Source organism: Pseudomonas sp. gcc21 (assembly GCF_012844345.1).
GTDB lineage: Bacteria > Pseudomonadota > Gammaproteobacteria > Pseudomonadales > Pseudomonadaceae > Halopseudomonas.
In genome coordinates this window covers 603,770-629,529 of record NZ_CP051625.1, presented here as the reverse complement: position 1 = coordinate 629,529, position 25,760 = coordinate 603,770, and the positions used below count along the sequence as shown (strand labels likewise).

Genomic DNA, 25,760 nt, shown 5'->3' with positions numbered 1-25,760 from the left:
TGCCAGGCCGGCTCGGCTTACTCAGCGATCAACTGTCGCAGCACGTAGTGCAAAATACCGCCCGCCTTGAAGTAATCCACTTCGTTTCGGGTATCTATCCGGCACAGCACTTCGAAGCTGAAGCTGTCACCGTTCGAGCGGGTTCCGTTCACCGTCAGCGTCTGGCCCGGCTGGATGCTATCGGTGATGCCCTGGATATCCAACACTTCATGCCCATCGAGCGCCAGCGCTGCGACGTTCTGGTTATTGAGAAATTGCAGAGGCAGGATGCCCATGCCGACCAGGTTTGAGCGGTGAATACGTTCAAAGCTCTCTGCAATCACCGCCTTGACGCCCAGCAGGTTGGTGCCCTTGGCGGCCCAGTCACGGCTGGAACCGGTACCGTATTCCTTACCCGCAATAACCACCAGAGGCGTGCCTTCGCTCTGGTAACGCATAGCAGCGTCGTAGATCGACATCCGCTCGCCGGAAGGCGTATGGATGGTTTCCCCACCCTCTTCGCCACCCAACATGCGGTTGCGGATACGGATATTGGCGAAGGTGCCGCGCATCATCACTTCGTGATTACCGCGGCGTGAGCCATAGGAGTTGAAGTCCTCCGGCTTGACGCCCAGGCTCTGCAGATATTCGCCAGCCGGGGACGTCGCCTTGATGTTACCGGCCGGAGAGATATGGTCGGTGGTGATTGAATCACCGAATACCGCCAGCACACGCGCGCCTTTGATGGGTTCGAGCGGGGCCAGGGGCTGATCGATCGTCTCGAAATACGGTGGATTCTGAACGTACGACGACTGGCTGTTCCAGTCGTAGGTATTGCCCTCGCTTACCTTGATCGACTGCCAATGCTCGTCTCCGCTGAATACGTCGGCATAGCGCGAACGGAACATGCTGTCTTCAACCAGCGCTACAGCCTCGGCGATTTCAGCATTGCTCGGCCATACATCGCGCAGAAACACCGGCTTGTTGTCCTTATCCAGACCGAGTGGCTCTTCCATCAGGTTCATACGGGTATTGCCGGCCAGAGCATAGGCTACGACCAGCGGCGGAGATGCGAGCCAGTTAGCCTTGACGTGTTGATGCACGCGCCCTTCGAAGTTGCGGTTGCCTGATAGCACCGCCGACACCACCAAGTCGTGTTCGCCAATGGCCTGAGCAATGGGTTCAGGAAGCGGGCCGGAGTTACCGATACAGGTGGTGCAGCCATACCCGACCAGGTTGAAGCCAAGCTGGTCAAGGTATTGAGTCAGGCCGGCTTTCTCAAGGTAATCCGTGACCACCTTGGAGCCCGGCGCCAATGAGGATTTCACCCAGGGTTTGCGCTGAATGCCGCGCTCGATAGCCTTCTTGGCGACCAGCCCGGCCGCCATCATCACGTTGGGATTGGAGGTATTGGTGCAGGATGTGATCGCGGCAATCACCACAGCGCCGTGCTCGAGTACATGTTTTTCGCCATTCAGCGTTATGCATGCCTGGCTGCCTTCGGCGCCCACCGCCGTTCCGCCGCCGCCCTCGCCTTCCAGCCGAGCTTCTTCCTGATCGGCAGGCTTGACCTGCAAACCCAACAGTTCGTCGAATGCCTTGCTGACGTTACCCAGCTCGACCCGATCCTGTGGACGACGCGGGCCGGCGAGACTGGGTACAACCTCGCCCAAATCCAGATGCAGGGAATCAGTGAATTCAGGTTCATCGCCGGGGTTGCGCCACATGCCCTGCGCCTTGCAGTACGCCTCGACCCGCTCAACCACTTCGGGCGGACGACCGGAGAGTCGCAAATACCCAAGGGTAACCTCGTCAATCGGGAAGAAACCGCAGGTAGCGCCGTATTCGGGCGCCATGTTGGCAATAGTAGCCCGGTCAGCCAGCGGCAGGTCAGCCAGACCATCGCCATAAAATTCCACAAATTTTCCTACTACGCCCTTCCTGCGCAGCATTTCCGTCACCGTCAGCACCAGGTCGGTGGCCGTCATGCCTTCCTTGAGTCGCCCCGTCATCTTGAAACCGATCACTTCCGGAATCAGCATGGACACCGGCTGGCCCAGCATCGCCGCCTCGGCTTCAATACCGCCGACACCCCAGCCCAACACACCGAGACCGTTGACCATTGTGGTGTGTGAGTCGGTGCCTACCAAGGTGTCCGGATACGCCCATTGCTTACCATCGACTTCTGACGCCCAGACGCTTTGCGCCAGGTACTCAAGATTTACCTGATGGCAAATACCGGTGCCGGGCGGCACCACGCGGAAGTTATTGAATGCCTTCTGGCCCCAGCGCAGGAACTCGTAGCGTTCGCCGTTACGCTGCATTTCTATCGCGACGTTATCGTTGAAGGCACTCGCGTCGCCAAAATGATCGACCATGACCGAGTGATCGATTACCAGATCGACCGGTGACAGGGGGTTGATCCGCTGCGGGTCGCCACCCGCTCGGGCGACGGCGTCACGCATTGCTGCCAGATCGACCACCGCGGGAACACCGGTAAAATCCTGCATTAATACCCGAGCCGGACGATATTGAATCTCGCGGGCGGATGACCGGTTCTGCAACCAGTCCGCCATCGCCTGGATATCGTCACGGCCGACGGTTACGCCGTCCTCATGGCGTAGCAAATTCTCCAGCAGCACCTTTAGAGATTTGGGCAAACGGTCCAGATTGCCAAGCTGCTCGGCGGCTTTGGGCAAGGAATGATACTGGTAGGACTGGTTTCCGACCTGCAGGGTAGACATGGTACCCAGACTGTTCACTTGGGACATTAATCAAATCTCCTTTCGGGCTGACCGACGGATAGCGGCCAAGGCGTTGGGTTTAGGGTCACCCTGAACTGACATCAAAGCCATTGCAACCGGGGCCAACATGTATGCTGCGACAGGGATTGCACATTGATACAACCAGCATAGACAACAAATGAGACGCCAACGTTTCCTCCGTCTGGCAATGTGCTTTCTCAAGGCAGCTGATCGGGCCGAAGCAACAACGTGCTCCCCGTCTTACCCAGCCGCAAGCCGGAATGCTAGAATGTGCGTTTTTGCACATCATCAAGGAACAAGACCTATGTGCGGCATCGTCGGCGCCATCGCTCAGCGCAACATCACCCCTATTCTCCTGGAAGGCCTTCGTCGTCTCGAATACCGGGGTTACGATTCAGCCGGCGTTGCGGTTATTGCTGAAAACGATGGCATTCAGCGCGTCCGCGCGGCAGGCAAGGTAATCGAGCTGGAAAACAGCCTCGCTGCGCAGCCCGCCAACGGCCACCTCGGCATTGCACATACCCGCTGGGCCACCCACGGCAAGCCGGCGGAACGTAATGCGCATCCACACTTGTCCACCCGTCTGGCGATCGTGCACAACGGCATTATCGAGAACCATGCTCCGCTGCGGAACAAACTGAAGGAGCTTGGCTACGACTTCACTTCCGACACCGATACCGAAGTGGTCGCGCATTTGCTGGCTCACCATTACGCAGAGTCGAAGGATTTGCTGGACGCGTTCCGCACCACGCTGTCCGAGATCCACGGCGCTTACGCTCTGGCAATGATCCATGAGGACGAGCCGAACACGCTGTATTGCTCACGCATGGGCAGTCCGCTGGTGATTGGTGAGGGCAGTGAAGAACGTTACCTGGCATCTGACCCACTGGCGTTGCTGCAGGTAACTGACCGCTTCCGCTACCTGGAAGAAGGTGATTACGCGCGTATCAGCATCAACAACTGCGAGATCTGGGACGCCGGACATCAAGCCGCAGAACGTCCGGTCAAGCGTTATGAACACGCAGCGCATAGCCTGGACAAGGGCGAGTACCGGCATTTCATGCTCAAGGAGATTTTTGAGCAGCCCAAGGCCATCGAAGAAACCCTCGCCGGTACGCTCGGTGAAGACCATGTGTTGACCGCCCTGCTCGGCCCCGACGCGGAAACCCGGCTGGCCGATGTGGAAAACATCCATATCGTGGCCTGTGGTACCAGCTATCACGCAGGTCTTGTTGCCCGCTACTGGATCGAATCTCAGGTCGGGATTCCGTGTCAGGTTGAGGTCGCGAGCGAATACCGCTACCGCACCGTGGTCGTGCCGGCCAATACACTGCTCATTACCATTTCCCAGTCGGGCGAGACTGCCGATACCCTGGCCGCACTGCGCTATGCCAAGACCCAGAATTATCTGGCATCTCTCGCCATCTGTAACGTAGCGGGCAGCTCGCTGGTGCGCGAAGCCGACTGGCGCTTGCTCACCCATGCCGGCCCGGAGATTGGCGTTGCCTCGACCAAGGCATTCACCACTCAGCTGGTTGCGCTGCTGTGGCTCACCACTGCCCTTGCGCAGGTGCGTGGTGCCGGCAAAGAACAAATCATCGCAAACATCATGGCCCTGCGCGCTTTGCCTGATGTGATTACCAGGGTGCTCACGCTTGAGCCCGCTATTACTGAACTGGCCGAACGCTTTGCCAACAAGCAGCACGCCCTGTTCCTGGGCCGCGGCACGCATTTCCCCATTGCGATGGAAGGCGCTCTAAAGCTAAAGGAAATCAGTTACATACACGCAGAAGCTTATGCAGCAGGGGAGCTCAAACACGGGCCCTTGGCACTGGTCGATGAAGACATGCCTGTGGTGAGCGTGGCACCCAGCGACAGCCTGCTCGAAAAGCTCAGATCAAACCTGGAGGAAGTTCGCGCCCGGGGCGGACAGCTGATCACCTTCGCCTGCGAAACGATTGAGCAGAACGCAAACGACGAGGGCAACGAAACCATCGTTCTGCCGTGGGTTGAGGAATGCATCTCGCCGATTGTCTACACCATTCCCCTGCAGCTGCTCAGCTATCACGTAGCGCTGGTCAAGGGGACTGACGTCGACAAACCGAGAAACCTGGCCAAATCGGTGACAGTGGAGTAATCAAAGGCGCCCGGTGCGTTGCCAGCCGAAAAGCGGATTCAGCCGTTTGTTGTCGCGTCCGGAACATGACGCTTCGATCAAGGGCCAGGTAGATCCGGATGTACCTGCCCCGCCCTCCCATGCTGCGTTCCTGCGATCATCTGGGTGCGTAAAAACCCTCGATCATCCGAAGATCAACCGGACGAAACTGCAGCTCAACACGATTCGGACCATGCACCTGACTGATAACCAGGCGCTTGTCGGGCGATACGTCCTGCAACCGACCTTCATGCACCCGTCCGGCCAGAGTTGTCAGGCGTAGCCGCTTTCCTCTGTACAGGTCCGGCTCTTCCACCACTGTCAATACACTCAATGGGTGCCAGGCAGCGAGCTTGGGTTCCACAGCAGCTGTGGGTAGTACTGCTTCCGTAACAGCTGGCTTCTTGAAAGTAACGTCACGGCTCGCCAGCGTCGCCAGCCAGGCTGGCGTTTCCTCCAGCGCTGCTGTTCCGACCAGCCAGGTTTTCTGCGCAGCGGGGAGATGCAACTGAATCTCCAATGTAGTCGTGCCATTGCTTTGAGGGTTCAGATCCAGATCGAGGCTGTACTCGCCGGGAACGACCCTGACCCCCGAGTCGGTTAACGCGCCTTGATACCAGCGCAGCCGAACCTGCGGCCACTCACCCGGATCGGTAGGTATGCGTTCAATAGAGGGGCTGACCAACAAGGATGGGGCGGAGGTGAAACGAATAGCCAGGGAACGACGGACCTGGTTGCCTCTGGCTTCTTCAAATACCAGCTCATCACCGTGCCAGAAAGCCCGCTGCGGCTGAAAAGACTGCCCCGCGACCTCGCCTCGAAGCGCTAACGAGGACTCGGACGTTTCACGCCACTCCCCTGATACAAGCGCCGCAAAACGATCCGGATGCAGCTGATGTAGCAATCCGAGCCCTGATACCGCTGCCAGAAAGCCCAGACATAGCGCCAGCCGCGGCAGAAGCGGGTAGCCGCGATCGCGCATCAGCACGGCGACAAAAGGAAACGTCAGGGCCAGAAGAACGAGACCGATGGACAAATGCCTGGACTGCACAACCAACCAGATCCACCCCGCACAAACGAGGCATATTCCACTCAATATCAGCAAAGCATCCATGCTCTTGGCCCTTTGAACGAGTCTGTAAGCGTGCGACAGCGATAGCAACGCAGCGAAAACAGCCTCTAGTCCAGCTTGAAATGTGCCCGGGCAGTGGCGATCGGCTCATTGGAGCGACTCTGCCAGGCGGTGATAGCTACATTACCGACACGCCGCCCCTGGCGCCATACCTGACAGCTGGCGTAGGTATCCTTCTTTAGTCCAGCACGCAGATAGTCAATCGAGAAGTCAATGATCTTGGGGAATTGCGGACTGTTCATGAATAGCATCAAGTGCAACATTGCTGCCTGTTCCATGAATCCTGCAATGACGCCACCATGGATGGCTGGCAGCACCGGATTCCCGATATTGTCATCGCTCATGGGCAAGCGGAAAAGCACCTCGTCGCCTAGCGCCTGCACCTGGATACCGATCAGCTTCGCGTAGGGTACGGCGTCGATCAACGGCTCGTAGTCGCCACTGTCGTGTGCCTGACGGATTAACGTTTCGATTCTTGCTGCATCCTGACTCATGCTGCGCCCTCGTCGATCGCCCGTGCCAGTTGACCGGTTGCACCGGGCTTCCCCATCCGCATGAAAGTGCCGACCACGTGGGCGATGGGTTCCTCCCGGGACGACTGATAGGCAATGCCCCGTGTGAAAATCACTGTAGGCGTGACCCGGTAGCATTCGGCAAATCCGTAAATGGCCTCGCCCGGCTGTGCGGGCCGCATGTAGTCGATGCGCAGATCCAGCGTCGGACAGATTTCAAATTCGGGGAGGAAACAAACGGTAGATATCCCGCAACAGGTGTCCATCAGGGTGGTAATGGCGCCTCCGTGGACCAAACCGTTAATTGGATTCCCGACTATTTTTTCGCTATAGGGCAATTTCAGAACAAGTCCGTCCTGATCGGCCTGCTCCACGCTGATGCCAAGCACCTGGCAATGGCGCAGCACGGAAAGGAAGTTGCGCGCGCGGTCTTCAATGGTTCCCATGATCTTCCTGAACTGAGGCTTACAAGCGCCGCATTCTAACAGAGAATACTGAGTCAGAGCCGGCCACAGCGGGCGTCAAGACAGGCGCTCTGGAACTAACCCCCTAATAACATGACCAAAGCTGTGAATATATTCACAGGAGAACGCTATGAAAAAACTCTGCGCAACAGCGGTACTGGTCGCTAGCTTTGGTTTGCTCGCCGCATGTGGTGGTGACGAAGAAGAAGTGGAGTATCCAGCGGAAACGACTGACGAAAGCACCATGGGCACCAATGACGGCATGGGCGCTGATCCGGGAGCAACCGGTACAGGCACCGGTACGGGCACAACGGGCACCGGCACCACTGGCACTGGCACTGGCACTACCGGAACAGGCACCGGCACGACTGGGACTGGCACCGGCACCGGCACCACTGGTTCAGGCACTGGCACTGGCACCACCGGTACTGGTACCGGTACTACTGGCACTGGTACAGGCACCGGTACTACTGGCACTGGTACAGGCACCGGTACTGGCACAACTGGCACCGGCACCCAGTAATTACTGGTAGCGGTTTTTTGCAGGGTGCGCCCCAGAGCGCATCCTGCTTATCGCGGTCTTTCCCCCTCCTTCCCTTCTAGCCGCGCTCCTCGCGCCATCCTCTGCCCCACCGTCGAAACACCGATGCTCAATCAGGATTATCCGGCGTCGGATCGACGAATGCCGTCGGCGTAAACATCATCGCCTCAAGGACATGAGAATGGAACTCACGCCGGTATAACACCCAGACGACCCAGGTAGTGGCTGCAAGGAAAAGGAAAGGATTGATAAACCAGGCCAGAGTCGCCAGCGCAAAATAATAGGAGCGCAAACCGAGGTTGAACGAATAACCCGCCATCGACAGTACCCGTGCAGCCCTTGCTGCATAGGCCTTTCGTTCCGCTTCGTTAACGCGTTTTTCACCCACCAGGGGCGCTGACCCAAGCAGGACGGACGCGAAATTGTATTGGCGCATCCCCCACGAGAACGTGAAGAACGCATAAACGAAGATACCTAGCATCACCAACAGCTTGAACTCGGATGCGCCACGGCTGACCGGCACCACGAACGGGAGATCCTGCAGCAGGCTTTCCGCACGATCTGTCGCACCCATTACGGTGATTAAACCCGCCAGGATCAACAATGTGCTCGACGCAAAAAATGCGGTATTGCGCTCCAGGTTGGCAATCACGCTTACGTCAGCAATACGCTGCTCACGCATCAACAGCCGGCTCATCCAATCCTTGCGGTACAGGTGCAGCACACTGGCAAGGCAGGCGGTATCACGCGCCTTGCGCCGCGCATAGTATGTGTAACCCACCCAGCACGCCAGAAACCACGCAAGCGCGAGCGTGTTGAGCCAGACATTTCCGGCATCAGGTAGCGTCAGCATCAAACCAGCCTCAGTTGTCGGCAGCATGACGCAAAGCGCCGTGCCGACTACGGTCAACAACAATGGCAACCACCAGCATAACCACTACCGGTACGAGCCAACCCAAACCCTGGGAAGATAACGGCAAAGCCTGCAACCAGGTCGTTTCAGGCTCCATCAGGCCGGCGGCCTTGAGCCCATCCATGACGCCGAATACCAGCGCCACCAGCATGACCGGTCGCATGATGTTCTGTGGCCGCGCCCAACCATGAACCAGCAAACCCACCAGCACCAATACAATAGCCAGTGGATACAGCCCGACCAGCACCGGAATAGAAATCCTGACCAGGTTATCCAGGCCCTGGTTTGCCACAGCCATACTGAACAGCGTGAACACCCAGACGACAGCGGAATAACTCAACGGCATGATTCTGCTGAAGAATTCACCACAGGCGACCATCAGACCCACCGCGGTGGTCAGGCAAGCGAGGGTGATAACAACACTCAACAACATGCTGCCGGCCGTGCCAAAACGAAACTGTACGAATGCCGCCAGAATACGCCCCCCGTTAGCGCCTGGTTCTACCAGAGAACCACTGGTCGCACCCAGTTGGAACAATGCGAGATAAACCAGCGCCAGCCCGATTGCAGCGATGAGTGCGGCGACCATCGTGTAACGCGTGACCAGCCCGAGGTTATCAATCTGCCGGTCGCGAATGGCCGTTGTCACGACGATGCCGAAGACCAACGCTCCCAATGTATCCATAGTCAGATAGCCTTGCAGGAAACCCTCAATAAAGGGCGCGCGCCTATATTCCGCCGCAGCAGGCGCGACCTCCCCTGCCGGAAACAGGATGGCGGACAAACCCAGAACAACCAGGGCAGCCACCAGAATCGGTGTTATGTATTTCCCGACGTTATCCATCAGTCGCCCCGGCTTGAGCGCCAGAAACAGCACTGCCGAGAAAAACACCAGGGTATAAACCAATAACGCCTGCCAGCTGTCCTGGACGAAAGGCACAATGCCGATTTCGTAGGAGACCACTGCAGTCCGCGGCGTGGCAAACAGCGGCCCGATTGCCAGATACACCAGTACAGCCAAGGCCACGCCGGGCGATCGGCCCAGTGGACTAGTCAGCTCATTGACGCCACCGCCCACTTTAGCCAAAGCAACCAGGGTCAGCAGCGGCAACCCTACAGCAGTGATCAGGAAACCGAGCGCAGTCGGCCACATGTTTTGCCCTGCAACCAGGCCGGCTTCAGGCGGAAAGACGACGTTACCGGCGCCGAGGAAGAGCGCAAAGGTCATAAAACCCAGCGCAAGCAGATTTGCGGATGACAGTTTTCTCACGGGATCTCTTCAATTCAGGCCCATCCGGTAGAGACAAGCGATAACCCCGGCATTATAGATGACCAGAAAAACAAAAACCCCGCCGAAGCGGGGTTTCATCTGACACAAGGGCCGAAGCACGAGCGGTCAGTTATTACTTCATTGCCCAGCCAGTCAGCTCGGACAGTGCCTTGCCGATATCTGCCAGCGAACGCACAGTCTTGACGCCCGCATCTTCCAGCGCGGCAAACTTCTCGTCGGCAGTACCCTTGCCGCCGGAGATGATCGCACCCGCGTGACCCATACGCTTGCCCGCCGGAGCGGTTACACCCGCGATGTACGAGACCACAGGCTTGGTGACGTTGGCTTTGATATAGGCTGCAGCCTCTTCTTCAGCGCTGCCACCGATCTCGCCGATCATCACGATCGCTTCGGTTTTCGAATCCTTCTCGAACATCTCCAGGATGTCGATGAAGTTGGAACCCGGAATCGGGTCACCACCGATACCTACACAGCTTGACTGGCCGAAGCCTGCGTCAGTGGTCTGCTTGACCGCTTCGTAGGTCAGGGTGCCGGAGCGCGAAACGATGCCGACCTTGCCTGGCTGGTGAATGTGACCGGGCATGATGCCGATCTTGCACTCGCCGGGCGTGATCACGCCGGGGCAGTTAGGCCCGATCAGGCGTACGCCCAACTGGTCGCAGACGACTTTGCAGTCGAGCATGTCCAGCGTCGGGATGCCTTCAGTGATGCAGACAATCAGCTTGATGCCGCCATTGGCCGCTTCAAGGATGGAGTCTTTACAGAACGGCGCAGGGACATAGATCACGCTGGCAGTGGCGCCAGTCTGCTCTACCGCTTCGCGCACGGTGTTGAACACCGGCAGGCCCAGGTGCGTCGTGCCACCCTTGCCCGGGGTCACGCCGCCGACCATCTGGGTGCCGTACTCGATAGCCTGTTCGGTGTGGAACGAACCCTGTGAACCAGTGATGCCCTGGCAGATTACCTTGGTATCTTTATCGATCAAAATGCTCATTTATTTACCCTCCGCGGCCTTGACGACTTGCTCAGCAGCGTCGGTCAGACTGGTTGCTGCAATGATGTTCAGACCACTTTCCTGCAATACCTTGGCACCCAGGTCGGCATTGTTGCCTTCCAGACGCACCACTACCGGCACCTTGACGCCGACTTCCTTCACCGCACCGATGATGCCTTCGGCAATCATGTCGCAACGAACGATACCGCCGAAGATGTTGACCAGAACGGCCTTAACATTGCTGTCGGACAGGATGATCTTGAAGGCTTCGGTAACGCGCTCTTTGGTCGCGCCGCCGCCCACATCCAGGAAGTTGGCAGGCTTGCCACCGTGGTGGTTGACGATGTCCATGGTACCCATGGCCAGACCGGCACCGTTGACCATGCAGCCGATGTTGCCTTCAAGGGCAACGTAGTTCAGTTCGAACTTGGCAGCGTGGGCTTCGCGCGGATCGTCCTGTGACGGATCATGCATTGCACGCAGTTTTGGCTGGCGGTACATGGCGTTGCCATCGATGCCAAGCTTGGCATCCAGGCAGTGCAGATCGCCGTCGGCCTTGATGACCAGCGGGTTGATTTCCAGCAGTGCCAGGTCATAGTCGGCAAACAGTTTGCCCAGACCCATGAAGATCTTGGTGAACTGCTTGATCTGGTCGCCCTGCAGGCCCAACTGGAACGCGAGGTCACGGCCCTGATAAGGCTGCGGGCCTACCAGCGGATCGATAGTTGCCTTGAGAATCTTCTCGGGAGTCTCTTCTGCAACCTTTTCAATCTCCACGCCACCTTCGGTAGATGCCATGAACACGATACGGCGGGTAGAACGGTCAACCACCGCACCCAGATACAGTTCCTGAGCGATATCAGTGCAGGACTCGACCAGAATCTTGGCGACAGGCTGGCCTTCAGCGTCAGTCTGGTATGTTACCAGGCGCTGGCCCAGCCACTTCTCAGCGAAAGCCTTTGCATCTTCCTTGTTCTTGATCAGCTTGACGCCGCCAGCTTTGCCGCGACCACCAGCGTGAACCTGAGCCTTGACGACCCACTCGGTACCACCGATCTTGTCACAGGCTTCTGCCGCTTCTTCGGGCGTGTCTACAGCGTAACTCTTGGAGACAGGAAGGCCGTACTCAGCGAAGAGCTGCTTTCCCTGATATTCGTGAAGATTCATACTTGTCTACCGTTTTGATCGTGTAGGAATTGCGTTCATGGCAGCGGCCAGACCGCGCCGCCGTCACCCTCACCAGGCGATGCATCATCGTCATGCAACATGATTCATCACTGGTTATCACCCGCAGGTGACTGGCCGATCACTCGACCTGTGCTTGCAGATAAGGGCCAGGTGGCCGGCGGATAATGACCCGCCGGTCACAGGGGCGATATCTTAACGCTTCTTGCGATTGGCTACATGAATTGCGTGGCCATTTACTGCTAGCGCTGCTTCCTTCAACGCTTCTGATACAGTCGGATGTGAGAAGACCATCATGCCGATGTCTTCTGCACTGGTGCCGAACTCCATGGCAATGGCGCCCTGCTGAACCAGTTCTGCTGCACCCGGACCAATCACGTGCACACCCAGTACACGGTCAGTCTTGGCATCCGCAATCACTTTGACCATACCAGTAGTTTCATTGGCAGCGACCGCACGACCGTTGGCTGCGAACGGGAAAACCCCGACATTCACTTCAACGTTCTCGGCCTTGAGCTGCTGCTCGTTCTTGCCGACCCATGCAATTTCCGGGTGGGTATAGATAACGGAGGGAACGAGATCATAATTCATCGCCGCCTTCTGACCGGCAATGCGCTCCGCAACCATCACGCCTTCTTCTGAAGACTTGTGTGCAAGCATCGGGCCGCGAACCGCGTCGCCCACGGCATAAACGCCTGGGGCACTTGTTTCACAGTAGTCATCAACAAAGATCACACCGCGCTCGTCCAGATCGACACCGCAGTCAGAGGCCAGCAGATTCTCGGTATAAGCACGACGGCCAACCGCTACGATCAGCTTGTCGAACGTCAGTTGCTGCTCGCCGTTGGCGTCGGTGAAGGATACGGTTACCTGCTCGCCCTTGACCTCAGTAGCAGTCACTCGAGCACCGAGGCGAATCTGCAGCCCCTGCTTGGTAAAGGTCTTGAGCGCTTCCTTGGCAATCTGCTCATCGGCAAGGCTGAGGAATTTGTCCAACGCCTCGAACACAACGACTTCAGCACCCAGCCGGCGCCATACCGAACCAAGTTCCAGACCGATAACGCCGGCGCCAATCACGCCCAGCTTTTGCGGAGTGGCCTGAAAATCCAACGCGCCGGTAGAGTCGACAATGATGTCTTCAGTCAACGGAGCGGGTGGAATTTCGATGGGACGCGAACCGGAAGCGAGGATGACATTGCCCGCCTCAATAACCGTAGTGCTGCCATCTTTCGCAGTGACTTCGACCTGCTTGTTGGCCAGCAGCTTGCCGTGCCCTTCGATGCTGGTCACGCCATTTGCCTTGAACAGCGAAGCGACGCCACCAGTGAACTGCTTGACGATCTTGTCCTTGCGGTCAATCATCGCCGGCACATCAATGCTCACACCCTTGGTTTCAATGCCGTGCAGCGCCAGGCCATCCTGCGCTTCATGAAACTTCCAGGAACTGTCCAGCAACGCCTTGGACGGAATACAGCCTACGTTCAGGCAGGTGCCACCCAGGGCCTGCTTGCCGTCCTTACCTACGTACTCTTCGACACATGCGGTTTTCAGGCCCAGCTGCGCGGCGCGAATGGCTGCAACATAGCCACCCGGACCGGCACCGATTACGACCACATCGTATTTCTCACTCATATCCATTTCCTCTATTTGCGGCGGAGCTCAGAAGCTGTCAGTACCTATTGCCCCTGACAGCTTGCCGCTCGAAGCTGAACGCGTTTGACTGAATCAGATTTCCAGCAGGATGCGCGCTGGGTCTTCCAGCAGATCCTTGATGGCCACCAGGAAGCTGACCGCTTCCTTGCCGTCAATCAGGCGATGGTCATAGGACAGCGCCAGGTACATCATCGGCAGCACTACGACCTGACCATTGACCGCCATCGGGCGTTCCTGAATTTTGTGCATGCCAAGAATGGCTGCTTGTGGCGGGTTCACGATCGGCGAAGACAACAACGAACCAAACACACCGCCATTGGAGATAGTGAAGGTGCCGCCAGTCATTTCTTCCATCGACAACTTGCCATCGCGCGCCTTGCGGCCGTAATCAGCGATGGTGCCCTCGATCTGCGCCAGCCCCATATGTTCGGTGTTGCGCAGGATCGGCACGACCAGCCCACGATCGCTGGATACAGCTACGCCGATATCCTGATAACCGTGGTAAACAACGTCATTACCATCAATCGAAGCGTTAACCGCGGGGAAGCGCTTGAGCGCCTCAGTCGCCGCCTTGACGAAGAACGACATGAAGCCGAGACGAATGCCGTTGTGCTTCTTCTCGAACTGATCCTTGTACTTCTTGCGCAGATCCATGATCGGTTTCATGTTGACTTCGTTGTAGGTAGTCAACATTGCCATGCTGGACTGGGCATCAACCAGACGCTCGGCGATACGCGCACGCAGACGTGTCATGGGAACACGCTTTTCAATGCGGTCACCTTCGCCCAGCGCTTCGGCACCCGATTGGGCAGCGGCGGGCTTGGCAGGCGCGGCAGCGGGCGTAGCCGGTGCGGATTTCTTCGCCTCTATCGCGTTGACCACGTCTTCCTTGGTAATGCGTCCGCCCTTACCCGTGCCGGAAATCTGCGATGCGCTCAGACCGTTCTCTTCGGCCAATTTGCGCGCGGCAGGCGCCATGATTGCATCGTCAGCTGACTCTGCAGCCGGTGCAGCAGCGGTAGCCGCTTCCTGCTTGGGTGCTTCCTTGGCAGCAGGCGCGGCAGCGGCGGCGCCTTCGTTCAGGGTGCCGAGCAATTCCGCACTGAGCACGGTCTCGCCTTCACCTTTGACGATATCTCCGAGTACGCCATCGGCTTCAGCCAGTACTTCCAGTACGACTTTATCGGTTTCGATATCAACGATCAGCTCGTCGCGCTTGACTGCATCACCTGGCTGCTTGTGCCAGGTCGCCACGGTGCCGTCGGCAACCGATTCAGGGAAAGTAGGGGCCTTGATTTCAATAGCCATGGTCGATCCTTATCAATTCTGTTGTGTCTGCAACGGCTTAGATGGTGAAAGCGTCTTGCAGGAGTTTTGCCTGTTGTTCTGCATGCATGGACGCATAGCCACCAGCGGGGGCAGCCGAGGCCTCCCGTCCAGCGTAGTCCAGATACAGGTTGTCGATCTTGTGCTGGCCGATTACCCGACGCATGTGATGCTGACTGCAGTACCAGGCGCCCTGGTTCATCGGCTCTTCCTGACACCAGACGACCTTCTTCAATGACTGGTAGGGAGCCAACGCTTCAGCCAGATCTTCCTCAGGGAACGGATACAGCTGCTCGATACGTACAATGGCAGCAGTCTCGTTACCTTCGGAGCGGCGTTTTTCCAGCAAATCGTAGTAGACCTTGCCGCTACACATGATGACGCGGTCAACTTTCGCTGGATCCAGCGTATCGATTTCGGGAACGACGGTGTGGAAAGACCCATCAGCCAGTTCTTCCAGACTGGATACCGCAAGCTTGTGACGCAGCAGTGACTTGGGTGTGAGCACAATCAGCGGCTTGCGCAGCGGGCGAATGACCTGTCGGCGCAGCAGGTGATAGATCTGCGCAGGCGTAGTCGGTACACAGACCTGAATATTGTGCTCGGCGCTGAGCTGCAGGAAGCGCTCGAGGCGAGCAGATGAATGCTCAGGCCCCTGCCCTTCGTAACCGTGCGGCAACAGCATCGTCAGTCCGCATAGACGGCCCCACTTGTGCTCCCCACTGGAAATGAACTGGTCGATCACAACCTGGGCACCGTTGGCGAAGTCACCGAACTGGGCTTCCCAGATAACCAGCGCGTTGGGCGTAGTGGTTGCGTAACCGTATTCAAAAGCCAGTACCGCTTCTTCTGACAGCAGGGAGTCATAGATATCGAAGCGCGGCTGGTTCTCAGCAAGGTTGGCCAGTGGAATATAGCTGGTGCCGTCCTTCTGGTTATGCAGCACAGCGTGACGGTGCGAGAAGGTACCGCGGCCAACATCCTGACCGGAAATACGAACCGGGTGGCCTTCATGCAACAGCGTGGCGTAGGCCATGGTCTCTGCAAAACCCCAATTCAATGCCAGACCACCAGCAGCCATCTTGCGACGGTCTTCAATGATCTTGCCAGTCTGGCGCTGCACTACCAGACCATCAGGCAGGGTATTCAGCTTGTTCGCCAGATCCTGCAGGGTCTTCAGATCGAAACGGGTATCGTGGCGCGCAGTCCACACGTGACCGAGATACGGAGCCCAGTTGACGAAAGAGGTACTGTCGGGCTCCTTGACCAGGCTTTTTACAACATGGTCGCCGTTGTCCAGAGCGGTCCGGTATTCATCAATCATGCCCTCGACGTCTTCACTGGTCAGAACGCCGGCCTGCACCAGCCGATCGGCATAGATATCCCGCGTTGTCGGATGTTTGCTGATGACCGAGTACATCAGCGGCTGGGTACCCGATGGCTCATCCGCCTCGTTGTGACCACGACGGCGATAGCAGACCAGATCGATCACGACATCGCGCTTGAACTGCATGCGATAGTCAACGGCCAGTTGGGTGACTGACAGGACCGCTTCCGGATCGTCGCCGTTGACGTGCAGGATCGGCGCCTGAATCATCTTCGCCACGTCGGTCGCGTACTCGGTAGAGCGGGCGTCTTCCTGGCGGCTGGTAGTGAAGCCGACCTGGTTGTTGATGATGATATGGATGGTACCGCCGGTCTTGTATGCGCGGGTCTGGGACATCTGGAATGTCTCCATGACCACACCCTGGCCGGCAAAGGCGGCATCACCGTGAATACTGATCGGCAATACCTTGTCACCCGTGGCGTCGTTACGGCGATCCTGACGGGCTCGTACCGATCCCTCTACCACCGGAGATACGATCTCCAGGTGCGACGGGTTGAAAGCCAATGCCAGATGCACTTCGCCGCCGGATGTCATCACGTTGGATGAGAAACCCTGGTGATATTTGACGTCGCCGGAGCCCAGTTCCAGCTTGGACTTGCCTTCGAATTCGTCAAACAGATCGCGCGGGTTCTTGCCCAGCGTATTGACCAGTACGTTCAGGCGGCCACGGTGCGCCATACCCAGAACGATCTCCTGAGTACCGTAGGAGCCGGCACGCTGGATGATTTCATCCAGCATGGGGATCATGCTTTCGGCGCCTTCCGCGCCAAAACGCTTGGTACCTGGATATTTGGTGCCGAGATACTTTTCCAGGCCTTCGGCAGCAGTCAAACGCTCAAGCAGGTGCTTGCGGCTTTCCACCGAGTGCTGGGGACGGCCACGTACCGTTTCCAGACGCTGCTGGAACCAGCGACGCTGGGCCGAGTCGACGATGTGCATGTATTCAGCGCCGTAGGTCGAGCAATACGTCGACTGCAACGCTTCAAGAATTTCGCGGAGGGGCGCTTCTTCCTTGCCGATTTTCAGCTCACCTGTGCGAAACACAGTGTCCAGATCGGCATCGGTCAGAGCGTAGTCATCGAAGGTCAGATCAGCGATCTTGTCCCGAACCCACAAGCCGAGCGGATCGAGACTGGAGGCCTGGTGTCCGCGCATCCGGTAGGCCTGGATGAGACGCAGCACATCTACCTGCTTCTTCTCGTGCTCACTGCTGACTTGTCCACCCGCGCTCGCCTGGGGACGGCGGCTACTGGTCGCGAGCTTCTCGAAATGTTCGCGAATGGTGGAATGGGAAACATCCGAGGCGGCGTGTCCGTTGATCTGCGGCAGCTTCTGGAAATAACTGCACCATTCTTCGGCTACGCTGTTCGGATCGTGCAGATAGAGCTCATAGAGCTCTTCAACATAGGAGGCATTCCCACCGGATAAGTGAGACGTGCTCCACAGCTGCTGCATTTCGCTGTCTGGCATGCTTGGTCACCCTCTTTAAGGGGACACCACCTGGCGCAAGACCATTAATTGGCATAAGTAACTGCCTTCCGTGCAGGCTATGAGTAAGACGTTCGACAGTGTCGCTGCCGTTCCCTGCCTTACCAGACCCTGCTACCCGGAATATCGCCGGCCCCGACAGATAGTTCGGGTGTTACCCGAGTGCCCCTGTTGGTTTATAGGTATTACAAACCGCGGCTTTGTGGGCTGCGGTTCGACTAATTCTGACCGGCTCCCTATAGCAGGAGCCGGCACAGGCCAACCTTAATGCAGAATCACGCCAATCAGGTACCGCTCTGCAACAACATGTTGCGGATGTGTCCAATCGCACGGGTCGGATTCAGACCCTTCGGGCACACATTCACACAGTTCATGATGCCGCGGCAGCGGAATACACTGAACGGATCGTCCAGAGAAGCCAAACGCTCATCGGTCTTGGTGTCGCGGCTGTCGGCCAGGAAACGATAAGCCTGTAGCAGACCAGCAGGACCGATGAACTTGTCTGGATTCCACCAGAACGAAGGACAGGAAGTGGAACAGCATGCACAAAGGATACATTCGTACAGGCCGTCCAGCTTCGCCCGTTCCTCAGGCGTTTGCAGGCGCTCAATCGCGGGCGCCGGCGTGTCATTCTGCAAATACGGCTGAACCTTCTCGTATTGCTTATAGAAGATGCTCATATCCACGACCAGGTCACGTATTACCGGCAAACCAGGCAAAGGTCGCAGAACCAGCTTGTTGTTCTTCACCACCTCTGACAGAGGAGTGATACAGGCCAGGCCGTTTCTCCCATTGATATTCATACCATCGGAACCGCAAACACCTTCGCGGCAGGAGCGACGATAGGCCATACCTACGTCCTGCTCCTTCACCAGAGCCAGCACGTCAAGAACCATGATGTCCTTGCCGCCAGTGTCGATCTGGAAATCCTGCATATAGGGAGCGTTATCGCTCTCCGGGTTATAACGGTAGACGCTTACTTGCAACATATCGGTCACCCTTAATAAGTACGCACTTTAGGCTCGAAGCTCGGCACTGTCTTTGGCGAGAAATTCACCGCACGCTTGCGCAGTTCCTTGGTCTCGGGCATGTACAGGCTGTGGCACAGCCAGTTCACATCGTCCCGATCCTCGTAATCTTCACGTGCGTGGGCACCACGGCTCTCGGTCCGGGTGTCAGCAGCAATCGCTGTGGCCTCGGCGACTTCCAGCAGGTTTTGCAGTTCCAGCGCTTCGATCCGGGCAGTGTTGAACGCCTGGCTCTTGTCGTCGATCTTGACGTTGGCGATACGCTCGCGCAGCTCGGCCAGTTGCTTGATACCTTTCTGCATGAACTCACCGGTACGGAACACACCGAAATAGTTCTGCATGCAGCTTTGCAGTTCCTTGCGCAGCGGCGCGACATCTTCACCGGTAGTACGCTCATTCAGACCAGACAGACGCGCCAGGGACGACTCGATATCCGATTCTGAAGCGCCGCGATGATCAATGCCTTCCTTCAATGCGCTTTCCAGGTGCAGACCGGCTGCACGGCCGAAGACCACCAGGTCGAGCAGCGAGTTGCCACCCAGACGGTTGGCGCCGTGTACCGATACGCAGGCAACTTCACCAACGGCGAACAGACCGTCGATGATCTGATCGTTACCCTGGGCATCCTGAGTCAGTGCCTGGCCGTGAATATTGGTGGCGATCCCGCCCATCATGTAGTGACAGGTCGGAACAACAGGGATAGGTGCCGTGACAGGATCCACGTGGGCGAAGGTCTTGGACAGCTCACAAATACCGGGCAGACGGCTGTGCAGAACTTCTTCACCCAGGTGATCAAGCTTCAGCATCACGTGATCGCCATCGGGACCACAACCGTTACCGGCGATAATTTCCTTGACCATCGAGCGTGCAACGACGTCACGACCAGCAAGGTCCTTGGCGTTCGGAGCATAACGCTCCATGAAACGCTCGCCGTGCTTGTTGATCAGATAGCCACCTTCACCCCGGCAGCCTTCGGTAACCAGCGTACCCGCGCCGGCAATACCGGTCGGGTGGAACTGCCACATCTCGATGTCCTGAACCGGTACGCCCGCACGCAGCGCCATGCCGACACCGTCGCCGGTATTGATCAGTGCGTTGGTAGTAGACGCATAGATGCGCCCTGCTCCACCGGTAGCCAGTACGGTGGCCTTTGAGCGGATATAAACGGTCTCGCCGGTTTCAATGCAGATAGCGATCACGCCGACCACAGCGCCGTCCTGGTTCTTGACCAGATCAACCGCATACCATTCATTAAGGAAGGTGGTGTCGTGCTTGACGTTGTTCTGATATAGCGTGTGCAGCAGTGCGTGACCGGTACGGTCAGCGGCAGCACAGGTACGGGCAGCCTGAGTCGGGTTATCCGGACCTTTGGACTGACCACCGAACGGACGCTGATAGATGCGGCCCTGCTCGGTACGGGAGAAAGGCAGACCCATGTGCTCAAGCTCGAATACGGCTTCGGGGCCTACCGAACACATGTATTCGATAGCGTCCTGATCACCGATATAGTCGGAACCCTTGACGGTGTCATACATGTGCCAGCGCCAGTCATCGTTCGGATCGGCCGAGGCGATCGCACAGGTGATGCCGCCCTGGGCAGACACGGTGTGAGAACGGGTCGGGAATACCTTGGTGACAACGGCGGTCTTGTGACCACCCTGAGCCAGCTGCAGCGCCGCGCGCATACCAGCGCCACCACCACCTACGATGATGGCGTCAAAAGTCAGTGTACGAATAGTAGCCATTTAGAAACCCCAAAGAATCTGGACGCCCCAGACGAACAGGACAAACATTGCCAGCCCGCAGACAGTCTGGAAAAGGAAGCGAACAACGGTGGCAGACTTGCCCAGTGCCATCGGAGTGAGATAGTCGGTAGAGATCGTCCACATTCCGACCCAGGCATGCACACTCAAGGCGACCAGCGTCAGCAGACTGAAGATGCGCATCCAGTTCTGGCTGAACAGGTTATGCCATTGTTCGAAAGTCAGATCAGGGTTGGCGATCAGGTAACCGAGCAGAAACAGGGTGTAAACAGCTAGCACAACCGCAGATACGCGCTGCGCCATCCAGTCATACAGGCCGCTGCGCGACAGGTTGGTGACGTTGGTTACCATATCCATACCCCCAGAAGAACAATCAGAACAGCGGAGATGACGATCACCGCCTGCGCGCCACGCTTGCCACTTTCGAGCCCTTCACCAACGCCAGCATCCATTACCAGGTGCCGGATACCAGCGACCAGGTGATATAGCAGAGCGGACAAGACGCCCCATGTGATGAACTTGACTAGAGGGTTCGCGAAAACATCCTGAACCTGCTCGAAGCCGCTTTCGGAACTCAGTGAGCTGTTCAGCATCCATAGCAGGCCTGCTATGGCGACAAACAGAATGATGCCCGAGATACGGTGAGCAATAGATGTATAGGCAGTGACAGGAAGTTTGATCGTCCTGAGGTCTAAATTGACAGGTCTTTTGCTATTCACGGCTATATTCACACTTATGGCCCTGAGGGCAGGGCTGGATTATAGGAAGGCGCACTCGCGTGGGTACCTAAGCGTCCATACAGGCAGCCATGCCGGGATAGACAGAGGGCAAATGGGCCGCTTTTCCGGACAGGGAGTATAGAGACTCAGCCCCTTGATTACAATGCGATACACTCTTTCCAGCGGGCTTCTCCAGACCGTGCTGTGCGGTTAACGCCCGCGATCTAGCCGCTTATTGACTGCCTTAATCACGCCTATAACCATTCGCTATCCGCATAATTGACAAACGGGATTATGACCTTATAGTGATGCGGGCCCTGCGTGGGGGCACACTTTCGATACCATCAAACAGGAGGCCTCATGGCTGATAAAAAGGCGCAATTGATCATCGAGGGCGCTGCCCCCATCGATCTGCCAGTTTACTCTGGCACCCTAGGCCCAGATGTGGTGGATGTCCGCGGTTTGACGGCAGAAGGGGTCTTTACGTTCGATCCCGGTTTCATGGCCACATCATCCTGTGAATCAAAGATCACCTACATTGATGGCGACAAAGGGATTTTGTTGCATCGCGGTTACCCGATCGAGCAGCTGGCTGAACAGGCCGACTTCCTCGAGACCTGCTACCTGCTGCTCAAGGGTGAACTGCCAACTGCCGAAGAGAAGAGCAAGTTCGACTCCACCATCAAGTGTCACACCATGGTGCACGAGCAGCTGTCTCACTTCTTCAACGGTTTCCGTCGGGATGCGCATCCCATGGCGATCATGTGCGGCGTGGTCGGCGCACTGTCGGCGTTCTATCATGACTCCCTGGATATCAACGACGCCCATCATCGGGAAATTTCGGCGATCCGCCTGATTGCCAAAATGCCCACTCTGGCAGCGATGGTATACAAGTACTCGGTTGGCCAACCGTTCATGTTCCCGCGCAACGACCTGTCCTATTCGGAAAACTTCCTGCACATGATGTTCAACACACCATGTGAAGAGAAGAAGGTGAACCCTGTTCTGGCCAGGGCGATGGATAAGGTTTTCGTGCTGCACGCAGACCACGAGCAGAACGCATCGACTTCAACCGTGCGTCTGGCCGGCTCTTCAGGCGCCAACCCCTTCGCCTGTATTGCTGCGGGTATTGCTGCACTGTGGGGCCCTGCTCATGGCGGTGCCAACGAAGCGGTTCTCCGGATGCTGGATGAAATTGGTGATGTGTCCAACATCGACAAGTTCGTCGCCAAAGCCAAGGACAAGGACGATCCCTTCAAGCTGATGGGCTTCGGTCATCGCGTCTACAAGAACTTTGACCCCCGCGCCAAGGTCATGAAGCAGACCTGCGACGAAGTGCTGGGCGAACTCGGCATCAACGATCCGCAGCTTGAACTGGCAATGAAACTGGAAGAAATTGCGCTCACTGATCCGTACTTCATCGAGCGCAACCTGTATCCGAACGTGGACTTCTATTCCGGCATCATCCTCAAGGCCATCGGCATTCCCACCGAGATGTTCACGGTAATCTTTGCCACTGGCCGTACGCCGGGCTGGATCGCACACTGGAACGAGATGATCAGCAATCCGTACAAGATCGGTCGTCCTCGCCAGCTGTACACTGGCTCGCAGCAGCGGGACTACCCAGGCAAGTGATACGAAAAACCCCGCCATTGAGCGGGGTTTTTTTATCAGGGATTCGAGATCAGGCGGTTTGCTGCTCCCACCATCGCAAGATCATCAGTGCTTCATCGGCATTTTCGCCGCATACCTGCGGATCGGCTGCGAACTGACTGCACACCGGCGGACGCAGCGGGGAAGTGAAGATTCCACAGCGGTTATCCGGCGTCAGGTTGATGCAGGCCACGCCTGCGGGCTTGCCCTCAGGCATACCCGGAATGGGTGAGGATATTGAAGGCGCTATACAGCACGCGCCACAGCCTTCCCTGCATTTCATCTGACCACCCCGCTCGAATTCTTACCATAAATCGTTCCGGATCAAGGCAAGGATGACCACCAGAGGTCCGGCGCGGTAGTTTATTTGCAGCGCTCAAACCTGGCAATCAAACTCGATGTGTCCCAGCGCCCTCCTCCCATGGCTTGAACGTCTGCATAGAACTGATCAACCAGCGCTGTGACCGGCAGCTGAGCTCCGTTCACGCGGGCTTCATCCAGGACGATGCCGAGGTCCTTGCGCATCCAGTCCACCGCGAAGCCAAAATCAAACTCACCGGCAATCATGCTCTTATGGCGGTTTTCCAGCTGCCAGGATTGTGCCGCACCCTTGCTGATCACCTGCATGGCGGCTTCTGCATCCAGACCAGCACAGCGGGCGAAATTAAGGGCCTCGGCCAGCCCCTGCACCAGCCCTGCAATACAGACCTGATTGACCATTTTCGTGAGTTGCCCGCTTCCCACTTCTCCCATCCGCCGCACCATTTTCGCGTAACTGCTGATGGCGGGCCGCGCCAGGTCATATACGGCTTCTTCTCCACCGACCATGACCGTAAGCTTGCCAGTCTCCGCACCAGCCTGGCCTCCGGATACCGGGGCATCCAGAAAGCCGACGCCCTTGGCATTGCAAAGCAGGGCCATCTCCCGCGCCACGCCAGCCGACGCGGTGGTATGGTCGACCAGGACAGCACCGGATCGAACGCCTTCCAGCACACCGCCGGGACCGCTGACAACCTCTCGCAGATCATCATCGTTGCCCACGCAGGTCATGATTAAATCACGTTCGACTGCGGCCTGGGCGGGCGTAGCAAAGGCTTCGCCGCCGTACTCGGCGACCCAGGCCCGAGCCTTCTCAGCCGTACGATTGAAAACCCCCACCTCATGCCCTGCACGTATCAAATGGCCAGCCATTGGGTAACCCATTACGCCCAAACCGATAAAAGCGATGCTCGCCATATTACCTCCCGGGGTGGTGTTGAATTGGACGGGCTCTTCAGCGTGAGCGGCTGGATTCGGACTCAAGCGAAGCAGCTAGATGGGGTAAATCATAACAGGGGTCAAGGGAGAAGGCCGCAGGTTGCCTGCGGCCTCAGGCTGCGATGCCGGTTCAGTCGTCGACTTCGATTTCAGTCGCGATCATTTCTCCGTTGGTTTCCTCATAGTCCACTTCGACGCGCATGCCCTGCTGGAGATCGCTGAAGGATTTGAGCTCGTCTTCGTACTCAGTCTGCTCATTGGTCGAGAACGACTTACCGTCGACAACCAAAGACATGGCTTCCTTATCAATCGACTCGATATTGCCTTCGATGTCGTCAGCGTGAGCCGAGGCAGCGGTCAAACCGAGCGCCAGTGCGGCTATCCAGGCAGTTGCAGAAGCTTTCATAGGTAACTCCGAGTTGTTGGGTACACACATAGCTGACCCTCAAACGAAACACAGGTTCACACTTCCAGCTCAAGACACACCTTGCCGATTCACCCTGACGAAGACAGAAAGTACCCGCCTTACGATGATTTGGATTGCCGCTGCGGGAGACGCATCGGCATAATGTTGACCCTTTTTATCCCTATCAGGAGCGCAACAATGTTCACGGTAAACGAATACTTCGAAGGCAAGGTTGCCTCCATCGCCTTCCGGCAGCTAGAGGGCGCAGCGACCGTCGGCGTCATGGCGCCCGGAGAGTACGAGTTCGGAACCAGCCAGCTGGAAATCATGCACGTGATCAGCGGCCACCTCACCGTGAAATTGCCGGGCAGCGAGCAGTGGGAGGAATTCAGCGCAGGCATGCAATTTACTGTGCCAGGCAATAGCCGGTTCCATCTCCAGGTCGAGCAGGACACGGCATACCTCTGCGAATACCGTTAACAACGCTCCAGATCAAAGGGGCGAGCTGACGATCTGTCGGCCCGCCTGACACCTCACTGAGCAATCAGCTCTGCATTTGAGCTTCGGTCAGGCCCTTCGCATATTTTTCGATAAAAACCGGCGGCATGCGTCGCGGCTTGCCGGAGCTCATCTCAATGCAGGCAAAGATCGTTTTTGCCCGTAGCAGTGTCGCCTGGTCCGACTTGCGCACCAGTTGGAAATGGCGGGTCATGCGCAGCTTGCGGTCCCAGCGCACGATCCATGTCGCCATCACCAGCTCGTCGTTCTCATAGGCCGCGCCAAGGTAGTCGATCTCGTGACGCACCACCGCCATCGCTCTGTCCAGTTCGCGATACTCCTCCACGCCCAGGCCCAGTGACTGGGAATGATTCCAGGCGCACCGCTCCAGCCAGCCGACATAGACGGCATTGTTGGCGTGCCCCAATTCGTCAATGTCAGTCGCCTGAACGGTGATTTCGCAGGTATGCGGGTTGTCGAGATCCCAGTTCACAGAGTCAGCTCCTTAAGCGCATTCAATAGGCATGCAGCATACCATCCGCCGTGCCGTCATATGTTTTCGGCGAGATGCCCTCGATGAATATGCATCCTCGTGGTGCATGGGCCTCCACCTGGTGAGATGCGATCACTCGACTTGCCGCACTGACAGCC

General features: G+C 57.3%; 23 protein-coding genes. 4 read left to right on the top strand and 19 right to left on the bottom strand.

Going from position 1 to position 25,760, the window contains the following annotated elements; all coding sequences use genetic code 11:
- Positions 1-17: 17 nt before the first annotated feature.
- On the bottom strand, positions 18-2,750 hold the full coding sequence (gene acnA / locus HG264_RS03025) for an aconitate hydratase AcnA (protein ID WP_169406263.1): 2,733 nt from the start codon (positions 2,748-2,750) through the stop codon (positions 18-20).
- 298 nt (positions 2,751-3,048) lie between these two features.
- Here acnA and glmS point away from each other — a divergent pair, with 298 nt between their 5' ends.
- Positions 3,049-4,881: a glutamine--fructose-6-phosphate transaminase (isomerizing) gene (gene glmS / locus HG264_RS03020; RefSeq protein ID WP_169406262.1), complete on the top strand. Its 1,833-nt coding sequence runs from the start codon at positions 3,049-3,051 to the stop codon at positions 4,879-4,881.
- 136 nt (positions 4,882-5,017) lie between these two features.
- On the opposite strand, the gene HG264_RS03015 is transcribed toward glmS, so the two are convergent.
- The 3 genes from HG264_RS03015 to HG264_RS03005 all read right to left on the bottom strand — a co-directional run bounded on the left by HG264_RS03015 (position 5,018) and on the right by HG264_RS03005 (position 6,989).
- Positions 5,018-6,013: a hypothetical protein gene (locus HG264_RS03015; RefSeq protein WP_169406261.1), complete on the bottom strand. Its 996-nt coding sequence runs from the start codon at positions 6,011-6,013 to the stop codon at positions 5,018-5,020.
- A gap of 65 nt (positions 6,014-6,078) precedes the next feature.
- A complete protein-coding gene (locus HG264_RS03010; protein ID WP_169406260.1) occupies positions 6,079-6,525 on the bottom strand; it encodes a PaaI family thioesterase in 447 nt (148 codons plus the stop codon).
- On the bottom strand, positions 6,522-6,989 hold the full coding sequence (locus tag HG264_RS03005; RefSeq protein WP_169406259.1) for a PaaI family thioesterase: 468 nt from the start codon (positions 6,987-6,989) through the stop codon (positions 6,522-6,524). The genes HG264_RS03010 and HG264_RS03005 overlap by 4 nt, the downstream gene beginning before the upstream one ends.
- Before the next feature lie 148 nt (positions 6,990-7,137).
- On the opposite strand from HG264_RS03005, the gene HG264_RS03000 reads away from it, so the two are divergent.
- On the top strand, positions 7,138-7,530 hold the full coding sequence (locus tag HG264_RS03000; protein ID WP_169406258.1) for a hypothetical protein: 393 nt from the start codon (positions 7,138-7,140) through the stop codon (positions 7,528-7,530).
- Between the two features lie 127 nt (positions 7,531-7,657).
- Here the strand turns inward: HG264_RS03000 and HG264_RS02995 are convergent, their stop codons facing one another.
- The 11 genes from HG264_RS02995 to sdhC form a co-directional block, all read right to left on the bottom strand.
- Positions 7,658-8,401, bottom strand: a complete 744-nt coding sequence (locus HG264_RS02995) for a DUF599 domain-containing protein (protein WP_178102826.1) — start codon at positions 8,399-8,401, stop codon at positions 7,658-7,660.
- Between the two features lie 10 nt (positions 8,402-8,411).
- On the bottom strand, positions 8,412-9,731 hold the full coding sequence (gene brnQ / locus HG264_RS02990; RefSeq protein ID WP_169406257.1) for a branched-chain amino acid transport system II carrier protein: 1,320 nt from the start codon (positions 9,729-9,731) through the stop codon (positions 8,412-8,414).
- Between the two features lie 133 nt (positions 9,732-9,864).
- Positions 9,865-10,746 carry a succinate--CoA ligase subunit alpha gene (sucD, locus tag HG264_RS02985; protein WP_169406256.1) on the bottom strand — a complete coding sequence of 294 codons (882 nt, stop codon included), beginning with the start codon at positions 10,744-10,746 and terminating at the stop codon, positions 9,865-9,867.
- On the bottom strand, positions 10,747-11,913 hold the full coding sequence (gene sucC / locus HG264_RS02980; RefSeq protein ID WP_169406255.1) for an ADP-forming succinate--CoA ligase subunit beta: 1,167 nt from the start codon (positions 11,911-11,913) through the stop codon (positions 10,747-10,749).
- A gap of 213 nt (positions 11,914-12,126) precedes the next feature.
- Positions 12,127-13,563: a dihydrolipoyl dehydrogenase gene (lpdA, locus tag HG264_RS02975; protein ID WP_169406254.1), complete on the bottom strand. Its 1,437-nt coding sequence runs from the start codon at positions 13,561-13,563 to the stop codon at positions 12,127-12,129.
- Positions 13,564-13,656: 93 nt separating this feature from the next.
- Positions 13,657-14,892 (bottom strand): 2-oxoglutarate dehydrogenase complex dihydrolipoyllysine-residue succinyltransferase, encoded by a 1,236-nt coding sequence (odhB, locus tag HG264_RS02970; RefSeq protein ID WP_169406253.1) that lies wholly within the window; start codon positions 14,890-14,892, stop codon positions 13,657-13,659.
- A 37-nt stretch (positions 14,893-14,929) separates the two neighbouring features.
- Entirely contained in the window at positions 14,930-17,767 is a 2,838-nt protein-coding gene (locus tag HG264_RS02965; RefSeq protein ID WP_169406252.1) for a 2-oxoglutarate dehydrogenase E1 component, read from the bottom strand.
- 302 nt (positions 17,768-18,069) lie between these two features.
- Positions 18,070-18,774: a succinate dehydrogenase iron-sulfur subunit gene (locus HG264_RS02960; protein WP_150302222.1), complete on the bottom strand. Its 705-nt coding sequence runs from the start codon at positions 18,772-18,774 to the stop codon at positions 18,070-18,072.
- An 11-nt stretch (positions 18,775-18,785) separates the two neighbouring features.
- A complete protein-coding gene (gene sdhA / locus HG264_RS02955) occupies positions 18,786-20,558 on the bottom strand; it encodes a succinate dehydrogenase flavoprotein subunit (RefSeq protein ID WP_169406251.1) in 1,773 nt (590 codons plus the stop codon).
- Entirely contained in the window at positions 20,559-20,927 is a 369-nt protein-coding gene (sdhD, locus tag HG264_RS02950; RefSeq protein ID WP_150302224.1) for a succinate dehydrogenase, hydrophobic membrane anchor protein, read from the bottom strand.
- Positions 20,921-21,295: a succinate dehydrogenase, cytochrome b556 subunit gene (gene sdhC, locus HG264_RS02945; protein WP_169408992.1), complete on the bottom strand. Its 375-nt coding sequence runs from the start codon at positions 21,293-21,295 to the stop codon at positions 20,921-20,923. The genes sdhD and sdhC overlap by 7 nt, the downstream gene beginning before the upstream one ends.
- Before the next feature lie 360 nt (positions 21,296-21,655).
- Here sdhC and gltA point away from each other — a divergent pair, with 360 nt between their 5' ends.
- Complete coding sequence (gene gltA, locus HG264_RS02940) at positions 21,656-22,930, top strand: citrate synthase (protein ID WP_169406250.1); 1,275 nt, start codon at positions 21,656-21,658, stop codon at positions 22,928-22,930.
- Between the two features lie 49 nt (positions 22,931-22,979).
- Here gltA and HG264_RS02935 read toward each other — a convergent pair whose 3' ends face one another.
- From HG264_RS02935 to HG264_RS02925, 3 genes are all read right to left on the bottom strand, one after another.
- Positions 22,980-23,231 (bottom strand): YkgJ family cysteine cluster protein, encoded by a 252-nt coding sequence (locus HG264_RS02935; RefSeq protein WP_169406249.1) that lies wholly within the window; start codon positions 23,229-23,231, stop codon positions 22,980-22,982.
- Positions 23,232-23,311: 80 nt separating this feature from the next.
- Entirely contained in the window at positions 23,312-24,184 is an 873-nt protein-coding gene (locus HG264_RS02930; protein ID WP_169406248.1) for an NAD(P)-dependent oxidoreductase, read from the bottom strand.
- Between the two features lie 151 nt (positions 24,185-24,335).
- The gene (locus HG264_RS02925; protein ID WP_169406247.1) at positions 24,336-24,611 is read right to left on the bottom strand and encodes a DUF5666 domain-containing protein; all 276 of its coding nucleotides are present in this window, start codon (positions 24,609-24,611) and stop codon (positions 24,336-24,338) included.
- A 198-nt stretch (positions 24,612-24,809) separates the two neighbouring features.
- Here HG264_RS02925 and HG264_RS02920 point away from each other — a divergent pair, with 198 nt between their 5' ends.
- Complete coding sequence (locus tag HG264_RS02920) at positions 24,810-25,091, top strand: pyrimidine/purine nucleoside phosphorylase (protein WP_150302230.1); 282 nt, start codon at positions 24,810-24,812, stop codon at positions 25,089-25,091.
- Between the two features lie 64 nt (positions 25,092-25,155).
- Here the strand turns inward: HG264_RS02920 and HG264_RS02915 are convergent, their stop codons facing one another.
- Positions 25,156-25,602: a thioesterase family protein gene (locus HG264_RS02915; protein ID WP_169406246.1), complete on the bottom strand. Its 447-nt coding sequence runs from the start codon at positions 25,600-25,602 to the stop codon at positions 25,156-25,158.
- Positions 25,603-25,760: the final 158 nt, after the last annotated feature.